Source organism: Methyloceanibacter caenitepidi, from assembly GCF_000828475.1.
In the GTDB taxonomy this organism is placed as follows: Bacteria; Pseudomonadota; Alphaproteobacteria; order Rhizobiales; family Methyloligellaceae; genus Methyloceanibacter; species Methyloceanibacter caenitepidi.
Genome location: NZ_AP014648.1, coordinates 3,247,923 through 3,264,315 on the forward strand (window position 1 = coordinate 3,247,923; position 16,393 = coordinate 3,264,315).

At 61.3% G+C, this 16,393-nt stretch carries 17 protein-coding genes; 11 read left to right on the plus strand and 6 right to left on the minus strand.

What is annotated here, in order from left to right:
• Positions 1–131: 131 nt before the first annotated feature.
• The 11 genes from GL4_RS15550 (at position 132) to GL4_RS15590 (ending at position 9,068) form a co-directional block, all read left to right on the plus strand.
• A complete protein-coding gene (locus tag GL4_RS15550; protein ID WP_082025723.1) occupies positions 132–2,435 on the plus strand; it encodes an efflux RND transporter permease subunit in 2,304 nt (767 codons plus the stop codon).
• On the plus strand, positions 2,432–2,941 hold the full coding sequence (locus GL4_RS17640; RefSeq protein WP_156137647.1) for a hypothetical protein: 510 nt from the start codon (positions 2,432–2,434) through the stop codon (positions 2,939–2,941). The genes GL4_RS15550 and GL4_RS17640 overlap by 4 nt, the downstream gene beginning before the upstream one ends.
• A gap of 6 nt (positions 2,942–2,947) precedes the next feature.
• A complete protein-coding gene (locus tag GL4_RS15555; RefSeq protein ID WP_045368887.1) occupies positions 2,948–3,586 on the plus strand; it encodes an SRPBCC family protein in 639 nt (212 codons plus the stop codon).
• Positions 3,587–3,635: 49 nt separating this feature from the next.
• Positions 3,636–4,547 (plus strand): carotenoid biosynthesis protein, encoded by a 912-nt coding sequence (locus tag GL4_RS17005; protein ID WP_052464691.1) that lies wholly within the window; start codon positions 3,636–3,638, stop codon positions 4,545–4,547.
• Positions 4,544–5,197, plus strand: a complete 654-nt coding sequence (locus tag GL4_RS15565) for an SRPBCC family protein (protein ID WP_045368889.1) — start codon at positions 4,544–4,546, stop codon at positions 5,195–5,197. Before GL4_RS17005 ends, GL4_RS15565 begins: the two co-directional genes overlap by 4 nt.
• Before the next feature lie 744 nt (positions 5,198–5,941).
• Positions 5,942–6,280, plus strand: coding sequence for an EF-hand domain-containing protein (locus GL4_RS17645; protein WP_156137648.1), 339 nt, complete (start codon positions 5,942–5,944; stop codon positions 6,278–6,280).
• A gap of 138 nt (positions 6,281–6,418) precedes the next feature.
• Positions 6,419–6,652: a hypothetical protein gene (locus tag GL4_RS15570; protein ID WP_045368891.1), complete on the plus strand. Its 234-nt coding sequence runs from the start codon at positions 6,419–6,421 to the stop codon at positions 6,650–6,652.
• Between the two features lie 122 nt (positions 6,653–6,774).
• Entirely contained in the window at positions 6,775–7,239 is a 465-nt protein-coding gene (locus tag GL4_RS15575; RefSeq protein ID WP_045368893.1) for an MgtC/SapB family protein, read from the plus strand.
• A 28-nt stretch (positions 7,240–7,267) separates the two neighbouring features.
• Entirely contained in the window at positions 7,268–7,501 is a 234-nt protein-coding gene (locus GL4_RS15580) for a hypothetical protein (protein ID WP_045368895.1), read from the plus strand.
• Positions 7,502–7,541: 40 nt separating this feature from the next.
• Complete coding sequence (locus tag GL4_RS15585) at positions 7,542–7,970, plus strand: hypothetical protein (protein ID WP_156137649.1); 429 nt, start codon at positions 7,542–7,544, stop codon at positions 7,968–7,970.
• A gap of 102 nt (positions 7,971–8,072) precedes the next feature.
• Positions 8,073–9,068, plus strand: coding sequence for a sodium:calcium antiporter (locus GL4_RS15590; protein ID WP_045368899.1), 996 nt, complete (start codon positions 8,073–8,075; stop codon positions 9,066–9,068).
• 53 nt (positions 9,069–9,121) lie between these two features.
• Here the strand turns inward: GL4_RS15590 and GL4_RS15595 are convergent, their stop codons facing one another.
• From GL4_RS15595 to GL4_RS15620, 6 genes are all read right to left on the minus strand, one after another.
• On the minus strand, positions 9,122–9,319 hold the full coding sequence (locus GL4_RS15595; RefSeq protein WP_045368901.1) for a hypothetical protein: 198 nt from the start codon (positions 9,317–9,319) through the stop codon (positions 9,122–9,124).
• Between the two features lie 13 nt (positions 9,320–9,332).
• Complete coding sequence (locus GL4_RS15600) at positions 9,333–10,652, minus strand: molybdopterin molybdotransferase MoeA (protein ID WP_045368903.1); 1,320 nt, start codon at positions 10,650–10,652, stop codon at positions 9,333–9,335.
• A complete protein-coding gene (gene mobB, locus GL4_RS15605; protein ID WP_045368905.1) occupies positions 10,649–11,164 on the minus strand; it encodes a molybdopterin-guanine dinucleotide biosynthesis protein B in 516 nt (171 codons plus the stop codon). The genes GL4_RS15600 and mobB overlap by 4 nt, the downstream gene beginning before the upstream one ends.
• On the minus strand, positions 11,161–11,739 hold the full coding sequence (mobA, locus tag GL4_RS15610) for a molybdenum cofactor guanylyltransferase MobA (protein WP_244462641.1): 579 nt from the start codon (positions 11,737–11,739) through the stop codon (positions 11,161–11,163). The genes mobB and mobA overlap by 4 nt, the downstream gene beginning before the upstream one ends.
• 71 nt (positions 11,740–11,810) lie before the next feature.
• The gene (gene fdhF, locus GL4_RS15615) at positions 11,811–14,621 is read right to left on the minus strand and encodes a formate dehydrogenase subunit alpha (RefSeq protein WP_045368908.1); all 2,811 of its coding nucleotides are present in this window, start codon (positions 14,619–14,621) and stop codon (positions 11,811–11,813) included.
• Between the two features lie 11 nt (positions 14,622–14,632).
• On the minus strand, positions 14,633–16,357 hold the full coding sequence (locus GL4_RS15620) for an NAD(P)H-dependent oxidoreductase subunit E (protein ID WP_045368910.1): 1,725 nt from the start codon (positions 16,355–16,357) through the stop codon (positions 14,633–14,635).
• Between the last annotated feature and the right edge of the window lie 36 nt (positions 16,358–16,393).

Here is a 16,393-nt window from a genome sequence, read left to right on the forward strand (position 1 = left end):
GCCTTGATGGCGGTTGGCAAATTGCCCTGGGCATCGGACTGCGACGCAGGCCATGCAACTTGGGTTGCCGTAGGAATGGGACACGCCTTCAGGGCCAGGCGCCTGACCTGCTTGCGGCATGGGGGAGCGAGATGGGGTCTGTGGAGCCATCGTCTAGCCGTGGCACGCCGCGCCTGACACTGCGCGTGTGGCTCGTTGCACTATGGACCGCGGTGCTGGTTCTCGACGCAGCCGCACTCCTCGGCGCATCGAAACTTCGCTACGAGGAAGGACTCGATGTTCCCTTCTCCAGCTCCAGCCAGCGATACCAGGACTACGTTCGGTTCAAAGAACAGTTCACGCCGCCCACGGGCGATGTCGCCATCTTGTTCACAGCGAAGGACTTGGCTGAACCTGAGATTCTGGGTGCCATCCAGGACTTCACGCTCGATGCTCAACTGATCGACGGCGTTGCGGACGTTTACTCCATCTTCGCATTGAGAGAGCCGTCTCCGAACGGAGACAGCACCCTACCGATCATTCCCGAACCGCTGCCGGACCGGCCGGCGCTCACCCAAATCCTCGATGATATGCGTGCGCTTCCGACAGGCTTGGGCCGCTTCGTCTCCGCGGATCGCACCATGACAGCGGTCGTTGTGACGCTCGCAGAACCGGATGCGCCGTTGCCGGCACGCAAGGCTCTGCTGTCCGAACTGCAGACGGCCGCGGCTGAAGCCGGGCCCGAAAACAAGTTGCAAGCCGAGCTGACCGGACTACCGATTCTAAGGGAGACGGTCATTGCCTCCGTCTTCAAGGACACCTGGACTTTTACCGCGTTTGGCATGCTTTGCGGATTTCTCGTCTGCGCCGCCGCGTTGCGCAGCATTACACTGGCGGTGCTCGTGCTGATGCCGTCCGGCACCGCGCTCTTGTGGACGCTCGGCGTGCTTGGATTTGCCGGTTACCCGATCGGGGTCCTTACGGTCGCCCTTCCGGCGCTCGTCGCCGTCTTGTCATTCACCGACACGCTGCATCTGACCTTCGAGATGCGCAGGCTGCGCGACAACGGCGTCTCCGATGAGAAGGCGCCGCTCGAAGCCTTGCGGCGCGTCGGACCCGCCTGCGCGCTTGCGTCGATCACGACAGCGGCGGCGTTCGCGGGCCTCACGATATCAACATCGGCGGTCATCAGCGGCTTCGGCGTCTCCGGACTCATCGCCGCGCTCGTTTCGCTGGCCGCGGTCGTTGTCACCTGTCCGATGCTCTTTACGACGATCGCGGCCGTTCGCCCCAAGCGCTCGGTATTCGCCGGCCGCGCAGGCATGTACCCGGCCTTTCTCGACCTGGGGCCCTTGGCGGACTTCACGCTGCGGCACTACCGGCCGATTCTTGTTGCGTCTTTCCTCTGTCTCGTCGCGACCGCCGTCGCCTACACACAGATCGCGCCGAATTTTTCGATTCATGAGAACATCGACGCGGATGAGCCTGCGTTCGTCGCGCTCAAAAAGATGGACTCGGAACTCATACCGACGGGAATCATCGACATTCCCGTGCGTCTGGCTCCGCGGGATAATGAGTATTTCGATGGTGAGGCGCTCGCCCGTGTGAAGGCCGTGCACGCCGTAACGGCCGCCGCCGTACCGGACGCCGTCGTCGTCTCCGTCCAATCGCTGCTGAATCCCAGTCGATCTGGGGACGCGGGCGAAGAAGTCACCGAAGCCAACGCAATCCTAGCGCAGATGACGGAGACACAAAGAGGCCGGTTTGTCTCCCGCGACGGAGATTTCGGCCTGGTGCGCGTTGCAGTCCCCAATCACGAGGCCGCCCATGGGCGGGAGACGGCAACCGCGCTTGAAACCGCGCTGAAAGAACAGATCGATCGTGGGATCGTTCCCGGGGCGACAGGGTTGTTGCTGCTCCAATCCTTCATCAGCGGCGAGATGATCCGCGACCTCAACACCTGCTTCCTCATGGCCGTCGTCTTGTCGGGACTGCTGATCGCCTATTGGTTCCGAAGCGGTGTTCTCGGGCTGGTCGCACTGGTTCCAAACGTCCTGCCGATCCTTGCCGTCGGGGCATTCTTGGCTGTGTCCGGCTGGGGACTCGAATACGCGAGCGGTGTCGCGCTGACGATCGCCTTCGGGCTCGCGGTCGACGACACGGTACATGTTCTCAACCGGCTGCGTTTGAATGCGGATTCTGCCCGGCCCTACGACATTCGTGTCATTGCGACCTCAATCAAGGAGGTCGCGCCGGTGCTCGTCATCACGAGCGCGGTTCTTGCACTTGGCATGGCCGGACTGTTCTTCAGCTCGCTGCCAACGCTCCGCTATTTCGGCGGCATTCTCATCGCTGTCTTCGTCATGGCACTCATCGCCGACCTGGTGGTGCTGCCGGCTTTGCTGCGGTGGCTGGACACCCCTTCCCTATTCCGCCGTCCATGGAGGACCGCATGAAAGCATCCCTACGCCTCGCGATCGTATCGTGTTTTCTCCTGAGCACTCTTGGGCCGGCAACGGCGTCGGACTTGAGCGACCTTCGCGGTTCCTGGTCGGGCCGCGGCACCCTCAAGGAATCCCCGGACGGACCGATGCGGCGGGGGTCATGCAGGGTTGGCATTCAAGGGAGTGGCGCAGGATCGTCCGTGACGTTGTCGGGCCGGTGCGCAGGTCCCGGCAAGGCGGCCTCGTTCGGCGGCACGATCGCGCAGCGTGGCGGCAGCGCGGTCAGCGCGCGGTTTTCGTCGCCCGGCCGGCCCACGATCTCATACGCGGGCACTCAAAGCGGCTCAACGGTATCAATGCGGTCGAGCAATGCCGTCACCGTCGACGGCAGAACGTATCGGTTGCAGCTCTGGATCAGGTCTCAAGGGGCAAACAGCTTCTCGATGACGCAGCAGGCGACCGAGATCGGAACGGGCAAACGGTCCCAGGTCTTCAACATGGCTTTCCAGCGGAAGTAACGCCCGATGGACGCTACCGCCCCCTCACCCGCCTCTGCTTTTACGGAATCGCCCGTCGATGCGCAGTATGACTTCGATATCCGGTCGGACTGGACGTTGATTGCCGAACCGGAGGAATTGACCCCCATCATCTTGGATCCGGAACTGCTCCCACTCTGGTGTCCGAGCGCGTTCTTGAAGGGGGAACTGCTCGATCCCGGCGACAGCACGGGACTCGGCATGAGAATGCTCGTGCGGAGCAAGGGCATCCTTCCGCATACGTTCTTCTTCATCGGCGCGATTGTCTACGTCGAGCCCCACCGCGCGATGCAGATTACTGCCAGGGGCGACTTCGACGGTCTTTGCGACATGCGCGTGATGCCGAACGGAGATGGAACCTGTGACGCCGACTTCCGGTGGCGCATCAATATTCGTCAGCCCTATATCCGTCCTCTGGTGCCGGCTCTACGACCGGTCTTCCTCTGGAACCATCGCGCCATGATGCGTCGGGTTCACCGCCAGTTTCAGCAAGAGATCGACCGGCGCCGGCGTGGATCGAACCGGTTCACACAAGAGACGGCGACGTTCCCGCACAACATTCCCTTCTTCCGCCGCACCTGGAAACGAATCGGGGCATCCGTCCTGTCTCAACGGACGGTCGAATAGCCGTCGTTGGTTTCGAGCGCCTATGAATCCTCAGCAGAAGCGAACGCCTATGAGCCGAAAAATCCTCACACTCCCAGTCGTCAGTCTTTATCTCGTCGCCGCTGCCTGGCTGGGCAATGCACTCTACGCGATGGGCGATCCTGGCGGTGCGCTGAAATATTGGTCGCCAGCTTTGGTCGCGGTCGGCATGATCACGTTCGTCATCATCCACGGACGCATTTTCGAAGGCTCTAGGGACCTTCTGCTTTTCGCGGTGACAGTGTTCGTCATCGGTTGGACCTTCGAGACAATCAGCATCGTCACCGGTATCCCCTTCGGGAATTATCACTATACGGACGTGATGGCCCCGTTCCTCGGGCACGTCCCTGTATCCGTCATGCCCGCCTATTGTCTCATGGGCTACATCTCCTGGGCCATGGCCCGCATCCTTTGCCTGCAAGGGGACGGCTCCGATTTTCGTACGCAACGTTTGATCGTTCCGCTCGTCGCGGCCCTCCTCATGGTTCTGTGGGACCTGTCGATGGATCCACTCAGGGCGACAATTGAGCAACGTTGGATCTGGCACGATGGCGGCAGCCATTTGGGCGTACCGCTTCTCAATTATTTGGGCTGGTTCCTGGTCACCTGGACGATGTTTCAGACCTATGCGCTGTTGCGGAGCCCAGCCCCGTCAACGCAGGCCGACCTAGGGGCAGCGGACACCGTGCTTCTCCGCCTCTCGGTTCCGTTGATGTATCTGGCGTTTGCCGTCGAGTACGTCCTCAATCCTGCGGTGGCCGATCCGGAGCATGCCGCATCCATGGTTGAAAGCGGCCAGCTGAGCGTCGGACATATCCATGCCGCGACGGCGCTTCTGACCATGGTGACGATGGTGCCGGTGGCGCTTGTCGCCATTCACAAGGTTTGGCGCGCCGAGAAGACGAGCCTCTATCTCACGCTGAACGAGGAGACGCAGCGATGAGCACCGTCCGCGTCGCACGTGACGACGCATACGATTTCGATATCACATCCGAATGGAACCTGCGGGCCGAACCCGAGGAGCTGTCCGAGGTTGTATTGGATCCGGACCTCTTTCACCTTTGGTGCTCGAGTACCGTTCTGAAGGCTCAGGTTCTCGATCACGGCGCGCCGGATGGAATGGGTATGACCCTCCGTCTCCATGTCAAAGGGATGCTGCCCCACACGTTCTTCTGCTTGGCGAAGGTCGTGGACCTGGTCGGCCATCGCTCGATGACGATCGCCGTCAGCGGCGATTTCGAAGGCGTCGGTACGCTCGCGGTGGAGCCGACGGGTACGGGAGTATGCGCGGTGACGGCGGGATGGCGCGTTCGGATCAACCAGCCCTACATCCGCCCCTTCATCACGCTGCTGAAGCCCGTCTTCATCTACAATCACCTCTGGGGCGTACGCCAAATCGCCCGCCGGATGCAGGAGGAAATCGACCGGCGACGGAAGGGTTCGGACCAGTTCGCCGGTGCAATGGCGACGTTCCCGCACAACCTGGCCTTCTTCCGGCGCGGCTGGCGTCGAATCGGATCTGCGTTCCCTGTCGCAGTTCATCCCGGCGGGCCGGGGCGCAATCCTGTGGCGACCAAAGGCCCCTACCCCTGATCGTCACGGCCAGAAAAGTGCGAAGCGAATTTCGACGATCTAAGCGGGCCAATTGGTTGCGGGCGCTCGCAACCAGCCTCAAATGCACCTAGACCATGCCCTCTTCCGAGCCAGATTCTGGCCGCCCATGACAAAGGCGCTGTTGGCGCAATTGCTGCTCCGCTGTTGGCGTGGCACGGTTGACATTCCGAATAACTACAGGCCTTCGTGAGCGGGGTAACCACGTTGGGAAGGTCATCGTTGCGGCAGTCTTCGTATACCGAACCATGTAGCAGTTGGGTAACACCCAGATTGGGCGTGGGGTGAGGATGAAGGCGGCGCACGCGTTGCTAATCACATCGTTGCCGAGCACGAATTGTATGAAGAACTCCAGATCGGAGCCATTCTTGCACTGCCATCACGTTTTTCCCGATTGGCCATCACGTTTTCCCTGCTGCCCTTGAAGTGTGCTCAACACCTCCTAGCTCTAGTTCTGAACGCGAGAGCTGAGCCAACGATGAACGCGCAGGGCTTGTTGCCTGTTTACGGAGCGTGTTCTCGGAACATCGTGGCAAGCTTGCCCACGATGAGGCGTCTTGGCGTGCAGCCTAAGCACCCATTTTGCTTGGACCGTCCAAATCCGCGGTTCACGAAAATGACGCCGAAGCGTTCAGCGCGGCATCATTCCGCGAACGTTCCATAGCCGCGGCACGTGATGTCGGCGCGGCTTTCAATCACAGATACGAGATGAAAGGAGTGCCTTTCATGAGACTTGCTATTCTGGCGACAACAGCATTGCTCGCGATGACGAGCTACGCCCTTGGCGGCGGCGGCGCACCCGTTCCTGAGAAGGCAGAGGGTGTTCCGCCTTCTGGCAGACCAACAGCTGTGCTCAACCAAGCTGATTGCGAACGCGTCTGGAGAAAATCAAAGGACGCCCTGAGCGGTCACATCGTGAACTTTGAACTGGTGGACAAGAGCGGAGACGGGAAAATCTCCAAGTCTGAGTTCAAGAGAGGTTGCAATAAGGGTTGGGTGCAGAAACACGCTGCCCTGCCGTCAAACTCGGGTGGCGGTCAAACGCCACGTAAACCGATGCAATAGCTCCTAACGTCAACCGACGCTGGAACGGACAGCGTCCCCACCGATCCTGCGGCGTGTCGCTATTTGCGAGGCCATCCCACTCACGTCGAGCAAACAGCGGCATTGCCGCGGGGACCAACAGCGAGATGGAGCAAAGCAATGGATAGAGACCACAAAACAGGGGCTTCGGTCTTGAGCTCGACGGAAGGGCGGCTGGGCCAGAACGACGCAAGGCTCGAGCAACGCAGTGAAGACAAGCTCAAGCATTTTGGAACTGGATCCAAGCAACCTGAACAGGACCGCCGTCCACCGAAGCTCGGCCAGAAGGAGGCCGAGGAAGAGGCAAGCAGTGAGGCGGCGCTCAAAGACCTGTCGCGCAAAAGCGCGCGTTAGGGTTCCGCGGCTGGAGCCGAAACAACGACGGCAACGAAGGACTGGCGAGTTTTTCGACCCGCCACCCAGTGGATACGCGCGTACTGGAACATCGGCGGTGAGGGCGTGTTGTCTAAGTGATCATGGCTGATGCAGACCTCGAATTTGTCGATGTCAGTGCGCGCCTCGTTGCGGCCGTCGCTGTGGGTATGGGGATTGGCCTGAACCGCGACATTGCGGACAAGCCGATCGGCATGCGCACGCTTGGGCTCGTCGCGCTCGGCGCGGCTCTTGTCGCGCTCTCGACCGTCCATTTTAACGTCCTGGCCGATCATCCCGATGCGTTGAGCCGTGTCGTGCAAGGCGTCATTCAGGGCGTGATGGCTGGGATCGGTTTCATTGGCGCAGGCGTGATCATGCGCGACCCCAGTTCGGGCAATGTCGAAGGGCTGACCACGGCCGCAACCGTGTGGGTGACGGCAGCTCTCGGCATCGCGTGTGCGCTTGCATCGTGGGCAATCGTTGCGGTGTCCGTCTCCCTGGCGGTGTTCCTGCTTGTGGTCGTGGCGTGGCTGGAAGCTGCCGTGGAGCGGGGACGGTCGCGCTAGTCAATTCCGGCTCTTGAAGGAGGCTCCTATGACCAAATGTGCAACATGTGGCAACGACTACGACAAGACGTTCGAAGTTCACATGCAGGGCCAGAGCTACCACTTCGACAGTTTCGAGTGCGCTATCACGGCTTTGGCACCGCTCTGCGCACACTGCGGCGTCCGCATTGTAGGACACGGCGTCGAACAGGACGGCAGGATTTTCTGTTGCGCCCATTGCGCCAAGCGCGACGGGGTCGACGGCCTTGTGGATCGCGGTTGATAACAGCATCTCCCCCGGCGACCCAAGAAGGAACGAGATCATGTCGAAATACACGGGCGTTCTGAACGAACCGTTGGAGGTCGAAGATGGCCCTGAGGCGTACTGGGAGCGTGTCGAGGCCCTCGCGGATCACTACGGCATCGATCTGCACGAGGACGCAGGATGGATGAGATTGGCGATCGAGCTTGCCGCAACTCACGTTCCGGGCTTCCAAATGAAACCAACGAGCCTCCCCGTAGAGGGGCTCACCGCACGCGACGCGGCTTCGTTGACGAGGTTGATCGAGCACATCAAGGAGGCTCGCTCCGCACGGCGGGCTGCGGCTCGCCTCGAGAAGGCACGAACCGATCTCGATCTCGACAATGCTGACGCTGTGACGGCCTGGCTTGAAGGATTCATGGACCCCGCCAACGGCAGCTACGACAAGCGACGGGCCATGGCATTCATTTTTATGCGTTATGGCGCTTAGGACCGGTTGCCGCGCCGAGCCGGCGAAGGGTAACCTCCGGGTTCTATGTCGATGAGGTCGGCCGCCGCGCCCATGACCGATATGTAGGATCTCTCGACGCTTATGGCATTGGGTCTATTCTTACTGGCCGCCGTCGTGATTGCGATCGCCGGCGTGCGAATGGCCAAACTCGCCGACATACTCGCCGACCGTACCAGGCTGGGCGAAGCGGTGGTCGGCGGCATGTTTCTCGGCGCCAGTACGTCGCTTTCCGGCGCCGTCACGTCCATATCCGCAGCGTCCGAGGGGTTGGTGTCCCTTGCTGTCTCCAATGCCATCGGTGGAATTTGCGTGCAGACCGTATTTCTCGTGGTTGCCGATATGACCTATCGCAAGGTCAATCTGGAGCACGCCGCGGCCGACGAGAAGAACACGCTTCAAGCGGCGATACTCATTTTGCTCCTCAGCGTGGCGCTTGCCGCGTATCTAACTCCACCGTTTGCTTTGTGGGTCGTCCACCCCGCCTCGATTGTCCTGGTGGCGGTCTATATCTTCGGGGCACGTGCGGCGGTGGCTCTTGCGAAGCGGCCCATGTGGCATCCCGAGAAAACCAAAGATACAGTCCCGGACCAACCGGAGAGCCAACACAAGAGCTCGCAGCTCGCCTATCTTCTCGTCCGGTTCGCCGCACTTGCTGTGATCCTCGGTGTGGCCGGGTATCTGGTGGCGACGACCGGCGCCCAGATATCGCGCGAGTTCGGCATTTCGCAGACCGTCGTCGGTACCCTATTGACGGCGACCACAACTTCTTTGCCCGAATTGGTCACCACGCTTGCAGCCGTGCGTCGCGGAGCGTTGCAGTTGGCCGTCGGCGGCATCGTCGGCGGCAATACCTTCGACGTTCTTTTTCTTAGCTTGTCGGATCTGGCTTATCGCGAAGGCTCGATCTATCACGCCATGGGGAGTCGCGATGCGCTGCTGCTGGTCGCCGGCACTCTCTTGGCGGCAATACTCTTGGTTGGACTAATCATGCGCGATCGCCGAGGCGTCGGCTTCGAAGGCATCAGCATCCTGGCGGTCTATATCGGCCTGATCGCCCTGCAAATCTCGCTCGGTTAGCCGTCGAGCGCGACGACTACTTTGGGTCAATAGCGGGCGACAGCGGGCAAGTCCTAGCCGCCGTGTGGCCCTTCCAGCTTCCAGCGTTCGAGCACCTGCTCGACTTCATCGAGAGTCATATTGTCTCGGCGCATGCGGTCACCGATTTTTCGGTGCAGTGAGAAACGATTGCCGTGTTTCTCGAGTTCGAAGAATAGCCGCTCCGCCAAGTCATTGGCGGCGCGCTCGCGATCGGTAGCGAACGTTTGCATCGCTGCCCTCCCATCAAGAGTCGCCCTTAGCCTTCAGGCATTCTAACCCGGTTTGACGCTGACCAAGATCAAACTCGGCGAACGGAATGAAATCGACTAGGTCGCCATTGCCGACTGATTCCACATCTTCACCGAGTTCAATCAAGCCATCGGACTCGCGCAGTGAAGAGATGAGCCCCGACCCATCGCGCGGAAACTTGGTCGCTACAAGCTTCCCATTCTCGCGCGCAAGCATTGCGCGCCAGAATTCGCGCCGTCCCGGCTTCTTCCGCTGACTGAATGCGGCCGGTACGGGGAAGCGCACTGGCTCCGGCCAGGCCCCTCCTGCAAGCCGCGTGACGAACGGGCGCACATAAATGAGATAGCAGACGAACACGGCCACGGGGTTCCCCGGCAGACCGAGGACGACACAGTCGCAAATCTGCCCGAAACTCATAGGGCGCCCAGGCTTGATCGCAATCTGCCAGAGGTGTCGCTTCCCCAGCGCATCGATACTACGAACGACATGGTCCTCCTGCCCCTGGCTGGCGCCTCCGGAGAGCACAATGACGTGAAAGTCGCGGCTTGCTTTAGCAAGCGCCGAAGTGACCGCCTCCGGTGTATCCGGAAGCACGCCCATGTCGACGGCCTGGGCGCCGCTTGCGGAGATCAGGCCCTGCAACATCGGCGCGTTGGCATCGTAGACAGCTCCGTCGACGAAAGGGTCGCCAGGTCTGAGGACCTCATCGCCAGTTGAGAACACAGCGACCTTCAGCGGCGCATGGCACAAGAGCGCACCGAGACCCGTGGCCGCGGCGCTCGCGACATCTTGCGGCCGCAACCGCCTTCCCGGCGCAAGCAGCATCTCGCCGGCCTTGGTGTCCTCGCCCGCAAGTCGCCGATTGGCGCCCGCCTTGAGCCCCGCCGGCACATGCGCACGGCGTGAGCTTTCACGCGCTGAGACTTGCACGTCCTCCTGCATCGCAACTGTATCGAGGCCAGCGGGTATCACCGCGCCGGTGAAAATTCGCACAGCGGCACCTTGCGGAACCGAACCCTGGAACGGGTGCCCCGCCATGGCTTCGCCGACGATGTCGAAGTCCGTCCCAGCTTTCGGATCATATTCTCGCGAAGCGAATGCGTAACCGTCGACCGCCGCATTATCATGTCCGGGGATCGCGCGCGGCGAGACAACTGCTTCGGCCAGGAAGCGGCCGTTTGCTTCCGCGACTGACACGGACTCCGTCCCCGTCACCGGGCGGACGCGAGACTTGAGAATCTCAATCGCCTCGTGATGTGGTAGGCGATCCTTGTCGAGGACGAAGCAATCGTCGATCAGCTTGGCTTGCGTCATGATCGCTCCAAACCCACGGCCTTGAGCATGAAATCGACTATGCGCTCGGTGGCGTCGATTGGGAAGACCGGCAGAGACTCCGTCTCGCCATCCGGCCGGTCGGAGGCAATTGCAACGATCCCGGGCACTTCAGCAGACAAAGACTCGCGCGATGCAGCCCCGTCGCGCCTGATCTCGATCTTTGGATATGTCTCGCGCTTATAGCCTTCGACCAATACGACATCGCACGGCCCGGCATGCTGCATAAGCTCACCGAAGCTCATCTCTGGAGCATCGCCCAACTCGCGCATCAAGGCAAAGCGGCGCGGTGAGGAAAGGATGATCTGCGTGGCGCCGGCCTCACGCATCTTGAACGAGTCGCGCCCCGGGTGATCCACGTCGAAGTTCACATGGGCATGCTTGAGGACGGAAACGGCAAAGCCCCGGGCCGTAAGTTCATGGATGAGACCGGTCATGAGTGTGGTCTTACCGGAGTTCTTCCAACCGACCACGCCGAAGACAGGCGGGCTCATGACGCCGCCTCGCCCAGCAGCGCCTCGGCCGCGGCCAGATCCTCCGGCGCATTGATATTGAAGAATGGGTCAATGCTCCGCGAACCGACGTCGACCGGCGGAAAGAAAACCGGTACCGCTCCGTGATCCGTGGTCCAGGCTGTCACTTTCCGTTCGCCACGTTTGAGAGATTGCTCAAGTTCTTCGCCGAGCCCGATTGGCCAAAGCCCGATCACAGGATGCAAACCGGCATCGGATTGCGCGATGCGAAAACCTGAAGCGTTGCCGGGCGACTCGAGGAACTTTTGCACAAGATCGGCAGGAAAGAAGGGCGTGTCTGTCGCGATTGTCACCGCATACTCGACCCTGGGCCGGTTCGCTTTTATCCATTCGAGTCCCGCAAGGACGCCGGCCAAAGGTCCCTGAAAGCCGGCGACACTGTCCGGCACGACTGGGTGGCCGAATGCCTCGAAGCGTGACGGATCGCCGTTGGCGTTGATGACAATTTCCGCGACCTGCGGGCTCAAGCGATCGATGATACGTGCGAGAATCGGCTCCCCGCCGAGCGGCCGCAGACACTTGTCGCCGCCTCCCATGCGGCTTGATTTTCCGCCGGCGAGCAGGATTCCAACAACACCATTGGGCGGGGCCATGGTGAATCTTACGGCTACAGGCCCGAAGCTGTCACGTCGAGACTGGGCTCGGGTACGCGCGGGGTCTCGCCGTCCGCAGGGCCGATCCTAACCGCGCAATACTTGAACTCGGGGATCTTGCCGTACGGATCGAGCTGCGGATTGGTTAGGATGTTGGCCGCGGCTTCGACGTACGCGAAAGGAATGAAGACGGTGCCCTCCTGGACTGCCATATCGGCGCGGGCCGTCAGTTCGATCGAACCACGCCTTGTCGTGACACGCATGAGATCGCCGGGAGCGATGTCGTAGCGAGCGAGCGTATTGGGGTGCAGGCTTGCCGTCGGACCGGGCTCGAGGGAATCGAGTACGTCAGCACGGCGCGTCATGGCGCCCGTATGCCAATGCTCCAGCTGCCGCCCCGTCATCAGCACGAACGGATATTCCTGGTCCGGAACTTCCGCAGGCGGCAAGACATCGGCGGGCACAAGATAGGCCCGGCCCGACTTTGTCGGGAATCCGTCGCCGAAGACTACGGCCTCGCCCGGATGATCAGGCTCAGGGCAGGGATAAATCACCGAGGATTCGTTATCCACACGCTCCCACGTGATGTTGTCGAGCGACGGCATCGCGCGCTTCATCTCCTCAAAGACCTGCGAAGGATGGGTGTAGCTCCAGGGCAGACCCAGCCTTTTGGCCAACTCTATGATGATCCAGAGATCTTCGCGCGTGTCCCCGGGCAGGTTCAGCGCCTTGCGTCCCATCTGAACCTGACGGTTCGTGTTGGTGACGGTGCCCGTCTTCTCCGGCCACGCGGAGGCGGGCAGCACGACGTCCGCCATCATTGCGGTCTCGGTGAGGAAGATGTCCTGCACCACGAGATGTTCGAGCTTGGCGATACCGGCGCGCGCGTGATCGAGATCCGGGTCGGACATGGCCGGGTTTTCGCCCTGAATGTACATGGCCTTGATCGTGCCGGCGTTCGCCGCATTGATGATTTCGACCACCGTGAGCCCGGCCTTCTTTGATAGGGGCGTCTGCCAAAGCTCCTCGAACTTTGTATAGACGGGCTCGGCCTCGACGTCGGCATAGTCCGGATAGAACATCGGAATGAGACCGGCATCGGATGCGCCTTGCACGTTGTTCTGCCCCCGCAACGGATGCAGACCCGTACCGGGCCGGCCCACCTGGCCACACATCAGGGCGAGAGAAATCAAACACCGGGAGTTGTCGGTGCCGTGCACATGCTGGGATATGCCCATGCCCCAGAAAATCATGGCGCGGTCAGCATTGCCGAAAACTCGTGCCACTTCTCGGATCGTCTCGGCGTCAATCCCGCAAATCGGGGCAACCGATTCCGGGCTATAGGCAGCCAGCTTTTCCTTCAGCCGCTCGAAGTTCTCGGTGTGCGCCTGCACATACTGAACGTCGTAGAGACCTTCCTCGACGATCGCGTGCATGATGCCGTTCAGGAGCGACACATCGCTCCCCGACTTAAACCGCAGCATATGCGTCGCGTAGTTGCGAAGCGCCTGGCCGCGCGGATCGATCACGATCAGCTTGGCGCCGCGCCGCGCCGCCTGCTTGAAGAAGGTCGCGGCCACCGGATGGTTTTCCGTCGGATTAGCGCCGATGATGACAATAACGTCGGCATGCTCGACCTCATTGAACGTGGCCGTCACGGCGCCTGATCCAATGCCTTCGATCAATGCCGCAACCGACGACGCATGACATAGGCGCGTGCAGTGATCGATATTGTTGCTCTGGAAGCGTGTGCGGATCAGTTTCTGGAATAGATAGGCTTCCTCGTTCGAACATTTGGCCGAACCAAACCCGGCAATGGCCTGGCCGCCATGCTCGTCGGCGATGCGCGACAAGCCGGACGCAGCGACGTCGAGCGCCTCCTCCCAGGTTGCCTCACGGAAGTGGGTGTAGGGGTTCGAGGGGTCGACGTTCACGCCCTTTGGCATGTCCGGCTTGCGGATCAGTGGTTTCATCAGCCGCTGGGGATTGCTGACGTAGTCGAAGCCGAAACGGCCCTTCACGCAAAGCCGGTTCTCGTTCGAGTAGCCGTTGCGCCCCTGCACGAACGCAATCTTCTCATCCTTGATCTGATAGCTGATCTGGCAGCCGACGCCGCAATACGGACACACGGAGTGGACTTCGCGGTCGACCTCGCGGGATCCGTGTTGCGTGATCGGATCGACGATCGACTTGGGCATAAGCGCGCCGGTGGGGCAGGCCTGCACGCACTCACCGCAGGCCACGCAAGTCGATTTCCCCATGGGATCGTCGAAGTCGAACACGGGTTTGGCGTCGAAGCCCCGAAACGCCATGCCGATGACGTCGTTCACTTGCACGTCGCGGCAGGCACGCACGCATAAACCGCACTCGATGCAAGCGTCGAGATTGACGGCCATCGCCGGATGCGACAGGTCCGGCTTGATGATATCGCTCGCAGGGAAGCGCGAAGTATGAATGTCCTGCTCATCGGCCCAATGCCAGAACGGCGACACCCGGTCAGGCGAGTCCTCCTGCGGCGGCTGGTCCGCGAGGAGCAGTTCCATGACCATGCGGCGCGCCTTGACGGCGCGGTCCGTGGCCGTCCTGACCACCATGTCGGGGGCAGGCTTTCTAATACACGACGCCGTCAGTGTGCGTTCACCCTCGACCTCGACCATACAGGCGCGGCAGTTGCCGTCGGCCGCGTAACCAGGCTCCGGCAGCCAGCACAGATGCGGGATATCGATCCCGTGGCGCTTTGCCACCTGCCAGATGGTTTCACCCGGCTTAGCCGAGACCGATTTCCCGTCGAGGGTGAAATGCAGTTCGCTTGTCTCGTCTGTCATGGCGTCCTCCATCAATATCTCGCCGGCGGTCCGCCGGCGTCCGGGACGGCCTCGTCAGAGAAAAACTCCATCGCGGTGACAAAGGCATTCGGGGCGGCTTGGCCAAGTCCGCAGATCGAGGCATCGCGCATGGCCTGTGCGAGCTCGCTCAGGAGGTCACCGTCCCACTCGTCTTTCTTGAGCAGAGCCACGGCCTTGTCGCAGCCAACGCGGCAAGGGGTGCATTGGCCGCACGATTCGTTTTTGAAGAACTGAAGCAGGTTGACCGCGACGTCCACGACGCGATCCTGTTGCGAGAAGATGACGATCGCGTGGCTGCCCACAAACGATCCGTACTTGTCCAAGGTTCCGAAATCGAGAGGGACGTCGCCGAGGCGCGCCGGGAGAATACCGCCGGAGGCGCCGCCCGGAAGATAGGCCTTGAAGTCATGGCCGTCCTCCATGCCGCCTGCGCGCTCGATCAGCTCATTCACGGTGACGCCGGCGGGCGCGATAATGACGCCCGGTTTCTTCACGCGGCCCGACACGGACCAGGACCGGAAGCCCTTGCTACCGTTCATGCCGTGATCGGCGAACCACTTGGCGCCCTTCTCCAGGATGGCGGGCACCCAGTAGAGCGTCTCGACGTTGTGGTTCAGCGTCGGGCGTCCAAACAGCCCGACCTCGGCGATGTAGGGCGGACGATTGCGCGGATAGCCGCGCTTGCCCTCGATGGACTCGATCATCGCCGACTCTTCACCGCATATATACGCGCCAGCGCCGCGGCGAAGCTCAATGTCGCCCTTCTTGATGATGCCTGACGATTCGAGCGCTGCGATCTCGCGCGCCAGAATATGGAGTACAGCGGGATACTCGTCGCGCATGTATAGATAGATGCGCTCAGCCTCGACCGCCCAGGCACCGATCAAGGCGCCCTCGAGCATTTGATGGGGATTGCGCTCGAGATAGTAACGGTCCTTGAAGGTGCCAGGCTCGCCTTCATCACCGTTGATCGTCATCAGCCGAGGGCCTGGAAACGAGCGGACAATCTGCCACTTCTTGCCCGCAGGGAAGCCCGCGCCGCCGAGCCCGCGCAAACCGGCGTCAGACATCTCGTCGATGACGTCCTCGACGCTGCGCTGCCCGGTTCGGCATTCTTCCAGCATGGCGTAACCGCCCTCGGCGCGATAGGCGGCGAGATCTTTGTATTCGGGGATATGAGGATCGTGCCGGCCGCTATCGAGATCCGCTTGAACCCGGTCGGGCGTTGCGTGGTCAACGAAATAATGTCCGATCTCGCACACGGGCGCGGTATCGCAGCGCCCCATGCACGGTGCCTTCAAAACCCGCACCTCCGACGGGTCCGTGCCGGCCTTTAGTGCATCATAGAGTGCGTCGGCCCCTTTGATGGCGCAGGTGATGGAATCGCAAACCCGAATGGTGGTGCGCGGCGGGGGCGTCTCGCCCTCCTTCACGACGTCGAAATGCGCGTAGAACGTCGCTACCTCGTAGGCGGCGGCTTGCGGTAATTTCAACTCCTCGCACAGAGCACGGAGGTGCCGGCTGGAGATGTGGTGATAATGATCCTGAATTAGGTGGAGGTATTCGATGAGGAGATCGTGACGGCGCGGACGGTCGCCCAACAGTTCACGGACTTGCTCCAGAGCGCTGACGTCGAGCTGCCGACCCTTGGGGAATCCTCGCGCACGCTTACGAGAGCCAACATTTCTTGCAGGCCGATCAGGCCCGCCATTCATAGGGGCTTCCTGCTCCACGCTCCACCAATCTTCCTC

Bases quoted from the DNA above. Each gene is read 5' to 3' on its own strand.
- GL4_RS15550 (WP_082025723.1), top strand. From the start codon at position 132: ATGGGGTCTGTGGAGCCATCGTCTAGCCGTGGCACGCCGCGCCTGACA.
- GL4_RS17640 (WP_156137647.1), top strand. From the start codon at position 2,432: ATGAAAGCATCCCTACGCCTCGCGATCGTATCGTGTTTTCTCCTGAGC.
- GL4_RS15555 (WP_045368887.1), top strand. From the start codon at position 2,948: ATGGACGCTACCGCCCCCTCACCCGCCTCTGCTTTTACGGAATCGCCC.
- GL4_RS17005 (WP_052464691.1), top strand. From the start codon at position 3,636: ATGAGCCGAAAAATCCTCACACTCCCAGTCGTCAGTCTTTATCTCGTC.
- GL4_RS15565 (WP_045368889.1), top strand. From the start codon at position 4,544: ATGAGCACCGTCCGCGTCGCACGTGACGACGCATACGATTTCGATATC.
- GL4_RS17645 (WP_156137648.1), top strand. From the start codon at position 5,942: ATGAGACTTGCTATTCTGGCGACAACAGCATTGCTCGCGATGACGAGC.
- GL4_RS15570 (WP_045368891.1), top strand. From the start codon at position 6,419: ATGGATAGAGACCACAAAACAGGGGCTTCGGTCTTGAGCTCGACGGAA.
- GL4_RS15575 (WP_045368893.1), top strand. From the start codon at position 6,775: ATGGCTGATGCAGACCTCGAATTTGTCGATGTCAGTGCGCGCCTCGTT.
- GL4_RS15580 (WP_045368895.1), top strand. From the start codon at position 7,268: ATGACCAAATGTGCAACATGTGGCAACGACTACGACAAGACGTTCGAA.
- GL4_RS15585 (WP_156137649.1), top strand. From the start codon at position 7,542: ATGTCGAAATACACGGGCGTTCTGAACGAACCGTTGGAGGTCGAAGAT.
- GL4_RS15590 (WP_045368899.1), top strand. From the start codon at position 8,073: ATGGCATTGGGTCTATTCTTACTGGCCGCCGTCGTGATTGCGATCGCC.
- GL4_RS15595 (WP_045368901.1), bottom strand. From the start codon at position 9,319: ATGCAAACGTTCGCTACCGATCGCGAGCGCGCCGCCAATGACTTGGCG.
- GL4_RS15600 (WP_045368903.1), bottom strand. From the start codon at position 10,652: ATGACGCAAGCCAAGCTGATCGACGATTGCTTCGTCCTCGACAAGGAT.
- mobB (WP_045368905.1), bottom strand. From the start codon at position 11,164: ATGAGCCCGCCTGTCTTCGGCGTGGTCGGTTGGAAGAACTCCGGTAAG.
- mobA (WP_244462641.1), bottom strand. From the start codon at position 11,739: ATGGGAGGCGGCGACAAGTGTCTGCGGCCGCTCGGCGGGGAGCCGATT.
- fdhF (WP_045368908.1), bottom strand. From the start codon at position 14,621: ATGACAGACGAGACAAGCGAACTGCATTTCACCCTCGACGGGAAATCG.
- GL4_RS15620 (WP_045368910.1), bottom strand. From the start codon at position 16,357: ATGAATGGCGGGCCTGATCGGCCTGCAAGAAATGTTGGCTCTCGTAAG.